The sequence below is a fragment of the Flavobacteriales bacterium genome (assembly GCA_019694795.1).
In the GTDB taxonomy this organism is placed as follows: Bacteria; Bacteroidota; Bacteroidia; order Flavobacteriales_D; family UBA2798; genus UBA2798.
The window spans coordinates 1-7,544 of sequence record JAIBBF010000090.1 but is presented as its reverse complement, the minus strand read 5'-3'; the positions used below and the strand labels follow the sequence as shown (position 1 = coordinate 7,544).

The following is a 7,544-nucleotide window of genomic DNA, read 5'->3' as shown; positions in this document are numbered from 1 at the left end:
GATAGGGGAAATAATCTTTACTGAGTTTTTTCCAATTCACTGCCGAAATACTTACCTCATTTTTCTTCAAATCGAAAATGCGGTAATGATGTTTGTGCATGTAATTGGTATCGCGTTTTACATAAGGCAAAATTTCTTCCGTTGAAATACTGTGCGGCACATTCCAATAAGGGAATAAAGTAAAATAACGAACCGTAGCACGCAGTTCCGGCGTTTGATGATCGGTTGCTCCCGTTACTACCCGTGCAATATAAATCAGTGAATCGTTGCGTAAAACATTCAGTTCATAAGAAGGAATATTAATCCGGAATTGAAAGGCCAGCGAATCGCGTTGTTTCCATCTCCATTTTTCCATGGCCAATGCCGCCCGCAAAAAACGATCGTAATTGGAGAGCCCCAAGGCCCATGCCGATTGCCGACCCGGTTTTCCATCCACATCCATCCGATGGAATTCCTGAAATTTTTTAAGTGCATTAACAGCGAGAGAATCGACCAAAGCCGCGCTACTGTCGAGGTATCCGAATTTTTGCAAGGATTGTTTTGCCGCCACCCAAAATCCGGTGGAATCTTTTTTCGGATCAGGAATTTCAAAACGATCTGTGTACATATCCACCGAACGCCACCATGCCGATAATGCAGAGCGGAGTCGACGGTACTCGATATTGTGTGGTTCGAATGCAAAAATATTTTTAACCAGATTGCTGTCGCTGCAGGTGCCCAAATAATCGCTCAGATTAATTTTTAACGAATCCTTTTTCCATGCTACTCCCATTCGGGCCGTATCAATAAATCCTTCTGCTAAAAACGTAGTGTGCAGAAAAAAAGCATTGGTTAAAAAAATGTCTGTTTTGGCAAGGGCTTCACTTTTGGTGACATAATTCTCATCGGCGGAAGCAGCGGATAATAATTCTTTAACGTGACCCAAATAATACCAGGAAGGATCCAATCCGTAAGTCCATGCACTATCCAGCACTCCAATCATTAATGCACCGAGTGAATTGGTATCGTTTACGGAGATCCAGAAGGGACGATAATCTCTCTTTTCATAAAAATGATGAATCTCTTCACTACTAAGTAGTGATAATGAATCCAACACAATATGATGATCGCCTCCATCCGAAAATTTTCGAACGGCATCCCGCAGCATTTCTTCTTTTTCGAGTTCAGTTAAATTCTTTTCCTCCACATAACCCGGTTCCGATCCGCAGGATGTAAAAAGCAAAGCGGTCACTGCAAAAAGGAGATGCAGCGACCGCTTAAGGTGATTATATTTCTTAAAATCAGTTATCAATTGAAATCAATTCCATTTCAAAAATCAGAACAGTGTTCGGACCAATCATTTGTCCCGCACCGCGCTCACCATAGGCTAATTCAGAAGGACAGTAAATGCGGAGTTTCGTTCCAACATTCATCATCAACAACGCTTCCTGCCATGCTTTGATTACTTGTCCCACTTTTGTTTTAAACGGCTGATTGCGGTTCACAGAACTATCGAATACAGTACCGTCAATCAAGGTTCCGTGATAGTGTGCGGTAACCGAGGTATTGAGGTCGGTTGGTTTTGGACCCGTACCTTGTTTAATTACTTCGTATTGTAATCCGGAAGCGGTAACTTGTATACCCGGACGTTTTTTATTTTCTTCTAAGAATTTGCGTCCCTCCTCCAGGTTTTTCTTCGCTTTTTTACCCGACAATCCACGGATATAATTATCGGCATAGGTGCGTGCTGCAGGATCTGGAATTTTAAGATCTTTTTTTCCGTAAACATCTTCCATGGCTTGTTTGAATAATTCAATATTCATTTCATCCATTCCCTGCTGTTGCAGATTTTTTGCAATCAGAACTCCCAGACTGTAAGAAGCCGAATCGAGTTCCGTTTTAATTTCGTGTGACATGTGTGTATGTTCGTTTTTATCGGTTTTGCTTTTTTTGTCTTTCTTCTGAGCAAAAGCTGATGGAACTACTGCTCCCATGAAGAAAGTCAGAATAAGAATGCGTGTCAATTTCATAATGTTCAATTTATGGTGCGAAAATAAGACAAAATCAAGCCCAAAAGACAGACTTTGCCTTTGAAAAAGAATGATTGTTTAAATTATTTTCGGCTTTGAATGTATTTATCCAATTCCGAGCCATTGGAAGAGAACGTCATGGTAGAACTCACCTTAAAATAATTGACCTTATCGGAACAAAAATCGTAAGCATATTTTGCATATTTCAGTCGGTTATCATCAAAATCAAACAGTTTACAAATCCTCGAAATCTGGCCTGTGGTTAAGGTCGTTTTAGAGGTAATGGATTTAGCCTTTTCCAATTTACGGTCATCAAATGCTTCGCGGTCGATCTCTTTAATGGCCGCTTCGAAATCGATCGGTGGATTGCTCTTCGGTTCGGTTTTTACCACTTCGTTATTGGTTCCGGCAGGCGTGTACCAATTGCTCCAGGTGGCGGGCACGTTGGCAATTTCGAAGAATTTATATTGGCTATCCAGGCGGGCGACTTTACGGGTGTTCACGGCTAATTGAATTGTTCCCGTGTAGACTACCGAGCCCGAATACAATTCGGTAACGGTGATGTTGTGATTACCGGAGGCCAGATCAAAAAAGCGAAAAAATCCGCTCGATGCAATTAAGGTTTGATCGGAAATACTTACCGAATAATAGCCTGCTTTTTCAGCCTGAAGAAAAAATTCAGAAGCGTGAGCGCTGTACAAAAACACGCTGAACAGAATAGAAAAAAAGAATTTCATGGTTAAGGTTTTGGTCCTAAAGACAAATATCAGACCAAAATAAGGCTTTTAATGGACATAGCTGTGTAGCACAAAGCCTTCACGGTCGAATTCCTCCGTTTTACTTTGTTTTCCCTGCTCATTGTAGCACCGTTTAAAATGCAGCATTCCTTCCGGATAATTTTCTTCTGAAAACATAAGATGAAATCGCATGGTGTAGGTATAGGCATGGGTTGTTTCACCTTTGGGGTTTAAGTGACAAATACGAATAATGCCTGCAGCGGAATCAATTTCAGAGCGAATCTCTATTTCATCTTTGTAGTTTTTCTTATAAAGTGTATAGGAATTCCCGTTTTCAGGGTAAATGGATCGCTGTTGAAGTTGACCTTTTGCGTCATATTCCAAACGCTCGCCTACCGGTTTTTCGCTATCATAATTACAGTCCAATTGCAAAACACCCTCCGGCGTGTGAATCTTCATCTTTCCGGATAATCTTCCATCTGTAAAATGCGCGGATACCATTTGGTGCCCCTCCGTCGAATACAAACTAAAATCGCCATCCGGAATACCATTGACAAATTCTGCTTTATATGCCAATTTACCATTGGGATAATAACCGGTCCATTTCCCAATCCGTAAGCGACCGGAATCAAAATCGCCCAGCTCCGATATTTTCCGGAGTTCGGTATTGATCGCATGATTGTTTACAAAAGGAAAATCAACGTTTAATCCATCGAGTTTTCCTTTTTCGGAATAGATAAACTTCACATGATAATTTTCCTGCCGTTGCGGCATACCATTTTCGTACCAGGAGATGGTGGGTCCACCCGTCATTCCGTAATGATAATGCGTAAACATCCTCGGTTTTCCGTTGGGGTACCACATTTTTGCGGGACCTTCATACCTGCCGTTTTTCATGGTTAATTCAGAAGTCAATACGCCATTTTCCGTCCAGGATCTAAATAGTTTTATGTCCTCTTTCCCCTCATAGAATTTCTCCGTTTTCAATTGTCCGTTTACATAATACTCCACTACTCTACCCGTAATTATATCGTTGTAATGCGTTACACTTTTATCGGTATCTCCTTCCGGCGTAAAATAGGTATAGCGATAATAAATTCCTTTTTGTGCTTCTTCTTTTCCCTGCGCCATGCCCACTTTCATTAAGCTTCCATTGGGATAAAACTGCTCCATCTTTTTCCATCCCTTTTCATAGATATAGGCATGGATTTTATTTGGTCCGGCATTGAATTTTAAAGGACAATAATAATTAACACCCACCCTGCTGGCCTCACTCAGGTATTCCCGGGTATGCACTTTTCCGGATGCATAAAATTCCTCATAAATCCTTCCTTCTGCACTCACCATGCATTGATGGGTGAGTCGACCATCCTGATCGCGCGCAAAAAAATAGCCTTCGTTTTCGATATAATCATATTGCACTTTCCCATTCGGAAACCAGGATTTGAAATATTGACCCTTGCGATAATACGGATCTGTATTTCTTCTCCCTTTGCACATCAATTCTCCATTCTCATAATACACTTCAAAAGAAGTATAATCGCTGGCTTTTTCAATGCGCGAATACACTTTGCCATCGAGGTAATAATTGTATTCAATTTCCGGTTCAGCAAAGCCACTGCTCCATATCATTAAAAGTAAAATCCGAATCATGCCAAGCGGTACAAATGAAGCCCTTCCTGGTTCAAATCCGAACAAAGCCAATTTTCAAACCATTGTATATCAACAAATAAAATATATTTTTCAGAATTATGACTGAGTAGTCATATTTTGATTTACATTTGTGACCAATCAGTCACATTTATGCCAAAACCGACCTTTTTAAAACTCAGCGAAGAAAAAAGAAAACAATTCATGACGGTATGCATGAAGGAATTCGCTTTAAATAATTACGATAATGCCAGTATTAGTCGCATTGTTGAAACCTTGGGAATTGCCAAAGGAAGTGTGTATCAGTATTTCGATGATAAATTCGATTTATGGATGTATTTAAAAGAAGAAGCCGAAAACACAAAAGCATCTTACGTTAAAGAATTAAACCGTGCTAATTATCCCGATTTCTGGTCCTACTTCCGAGCACAATTCCGTAATGGTATCAATTTCGATCTCGAACATCCGGTTTGCAGTTTATTTCTCTACCGTATGAATACCCAGGAAAACAGTGCAACCGTAAAACCCTATCTCGATTCATGGAAAGAAAAAGCGAGAGTGATGTTTAGGGAATGGGTAAAACAAGAAAAAAAGGCCGGTTCATTTTCTAAAAAAACCGACACCGATCTAATTGTCCATTTCCTCATCACCATGAGTTTAAGTATTGCAGATCTGTTGCGCAACAAGTACCATATCGACTTCGAAGCGAATATCCGCAATGGAAAATCTTTGTTTGCCGACAATCTGAAAGAACTGATGAAAGGTGTGGATGAATTAATTGCGCTCATGCAAAAAGCACTTCAATAATATGATACAGGTAGAATCACTTTCGTACAATTATCCCAATGGGAAAGAGGTTATCAGCAATCTGAATTTTTCCATCAGCAAAGGTGAAATTTTCGGTTTTTTGGGTCCCTCCGGTTCCGGAAAAAGTACCACGCAAAAAATACTTTTTCGTTTGCTGAACAATTATCGCGGAACGGCTCAAATCGCGGGGAAGGAAGTCAGCCAATGGAATTCCGAACTCTTTAACATAATTGGTGTCGGTTTCGAATTACCGAATCATTATTTAAAAATGACGGCAAGGGAAAATCTGGAATTCTTCGGCGGATTTTACCGCAAATCGATGAATGTGGATGCCTTGCTGGAGAGTGTTGGATTATTGAATGATGCCCATAAAAAAGTAAGCGAATTTTCGAAAGGAATGAAAATGCGACTCAATTTCATTCGATCGTTTATGCATGACCCGGAAATCCTGTTTCTGGATGAACCCACTTCCGGACTCGATCCCGTTAATGCAAAAATGGTTAAGGATATTATCGCTGATCTCAGAAAAAAAGGAAAAACCATTTTTATCACCACCCACCAAATGCACGATGCCGATGAATTATGCGATCGCGTTGCATTTTTATCAGGCGGAAAAATCATGGCCATGGATAGTCCCGCCCAACTCAAGCTCAGGCACAGTTCCAATATGGTGGAAGTAACGGTATCGGGACAAAGTCAAAAACATCAATTCCCCATTTCGAAATTGGGATCTAATCCCGATTTTTTATCGCTCATTTCACATCAGGAAATAGAAACCATTCACTCCCGTGAAGCGAGTTTGGATGAAGTGTTTATTAAAGTCACAGGAAAAAACCTGCACGAATGAAAACCTTACTCCATTTGCTCAGATTCGATATGTTGCTGATGGCACGAAATAAAGTTTTTGTAGTATCGGCTGCGGTAACTTTCATTTACATTTTACTCTTTCGCTGGCTTTCCGGATTTATGCCTGCCGAAAAAGTACTTGTGCTGGTGATTTTTAATGATCCTGCATTATTGGGATTTTTATTTGCAGGCGTATTGATGTTGATGGAATCTAACGAAAACACCCTGATCGCTCTGAAGGTCTCGCCTATTTCGCTCACCCAATATATTTTTTCCAAAACCATTTGGCTGAGCATTATTTCTCTGATCTGTAGTTTATCGATGGTTATTGCCACAAAAGGAATGGATTTTTTAATCCTTCATTTTTGTTTATCCGTTTTACTTTCCACCAGTCTCTTTGCATTTGCAGGATTTTACCTTGCCGGTGGTGTAAGCAATTTCAATACCTATATGCTACGGGCACTGGGAGGAATTTTAATTCTCTCGCTTCCTTTTCTCGGTTATTTCGAAATCGGAAAAATGGAATGGTATTTTTTAATTCCAACCAGTTCATGCATCGTTATTTTAGATCATAGTCTGAATATGAATCACAGTATAACAGAACTCATTTTTCATTACAGTCTACTTTCCCTCTGGATGATCGCTGCCTTTCGTTTAACACGCATCGGATTACAAAAAATAAGTTTAGCATGAAGTCACTTTTCTTTCGCATTGTAGCTGCCGATTTACGTTTGATTTTCCGCGACCAAACGCTGCTGGTGTTCATGATCTCTCCGCTCCTGCTTTTGCTCTTTGTAAAATTTGCTGTTCCACCATTAGCCCAGTATTATCCTGTACTGAAAGAATACTATTTACCGATTACCATGTTCGGAAGTATTCAGTCGAGTATTCTATTTGGATTTTTATCGGCTTTTCTCATTATTGAGGACAAAGACCAACAGGTGATGAACGTTCACCGCGTTCTTCCGGTTAATCCCAGTCACTATATCCTCGCCCGGATGTTTTTCTTTTTTTTACTGTCGACATTCGGCGCCTGGCTGGTATTGGCATTTGGCGGACTCACCCCCGAAATTCATGCTAAAACCTTGCTCCTCGCCGTTCAAGCCGGACTGGTAGCGCCTACCATTGCTTTATTGATAGGAACATTTGCGCAGAATAAAATTGAGGCGATGGCTTATTTTAAGGGAATCGATCTAGTATTACTTCTTCCGGTTTTAAGTCTGTTTATTTCATCCGGATGGAAATATGCACTATCCCTGTTTCCGAGTTTCTGGATTTATCAATCGTACAACGAAATTTATGCTTTAAACGGTGAATATATTTTTACGCTTACCTCGGCAATTGTCCAGCTCAGTGCCATCGTTCTGCTGACCCGTTTGTTCCGTCAACGAATTTTTAATCGATGATTTTAATACGTAAATGGTGAAGTAAACCGTAAACGTTATTGCGGGAAAACAGAGCGTCTTTGATTTTATTTTTTTCAGGATCGATCGAA

At 40.3% G+C, this 7,544-nt stretch carries 8 protein-coding genes; 4 read left to right on the top strand and 4 right to left on the bottom strand.

The features are described from left to right. From K1X56_14400 to K1X56_14385, 4 genes are all read right to left on the bottom strand, one after another. Window positions 1-1,291: L,D-transpeptidase family protein (locus K1X56_14400; protein ID MBX7095909.1), on the bottom strand; the 1,291-nt coding region annotated here is incomplete at its 3' end. Next, window positions 1,281-2,009 carry an FKBP-type peptidyl-prolyl cis-trans isomerase gene (locus K1X56_14395; GenBank protein ID MBX7095908.1) on the bottom strand — a complete coding sequence of 243 codons (729 nt, stop codon included), beginning with the start codon at window positions 2,007-2,009 and terminating at the stop codon, window positions 1,281-1,283. The genes K1X56_14395 and K1X56_14400, both read right to left, overlap by 11 nt. 83 nt (window positions 2,010-2,092) lie before the next feature. Next, window positions 2,093-2,746, bottom strand: a complete 654-nt coding sequence (locus K1X56_14390; GenBank protein MBX7095907.1) for a DUF4476 domain-containing protein — start codon at window positions 2,744-2,746, stop codon at window positions 2,093-2,095. A gap of 48 nt (window positions 2,747-2,794) precedes the next feature. After that, entirely contained in the window at window positions 2,795-4,399 is a 1,605-nt protein-coding gene (locus K1X56_14385; GenBank protein ID MBX7095906.1) for a hypothetical protein, read from the bottom strand. Window positions 4,400-4,549: 150 nt separating this feature from the next. Between K1X56_14385 and K1X56_14380 the strand changes: the two genes are divergently transcribed. From K1X56_14380 to K1X56_14365, 4 genes are read left to right on the top strand one after another with little or no spacing between them, the layout of a single operon-like run. Further along, window positions 4,550-5,203: a TetR/AcrR family transcriptional regulator gene (locus K1X56_14380; GenBank protein MBX7095905.1), complete on the top strand. Its 654-nt coding sequence runs from the start codon at window positions 4,550-4,552 to the stop codon at window positions 5,201-5,203. Between the two features lies 1 nt (window position 5,204). Further along, window positions 5,205-6,050, top strand: coding sequence for an ABC transporter ATP-binding protein (locus K1X56_14375; protein ID MBX7095904.1), 846 nt, complete (start codon window positions 5,205-5,207; stop codon window positions 6,048-6,050). Beyond that, on the top strand, window positions 6,047-6,742 hold the full coding sequence (locus tag K1X56_14370) for a hypothetical protein (protein ID MBX7095903.1): 696 nt from the start codon (window positions 6,047-6,049) through the stop codon (window positions 6,740-6,742). Before K1X56_14375 ends, K1X56_14370 begins: the two co-directional genes overlap by 4 nt. Then, window positions 6,739-7,455: an ABC transporter permease gene (locus K1X56_14365; GenBank protein ID MBX7095902.1), complete on the top strand. Its 717-nt coding sequence runs from the start codon at window positions 6,739-6,741 to the stop codon at window positions 7,453-7,455. Before K1X56_14370 ends, K1X56_14365 begins: the two co-directional genes overlap by 4 nt. Window positions 7,456-7,544: the final 89 nt, after the last annotated feature.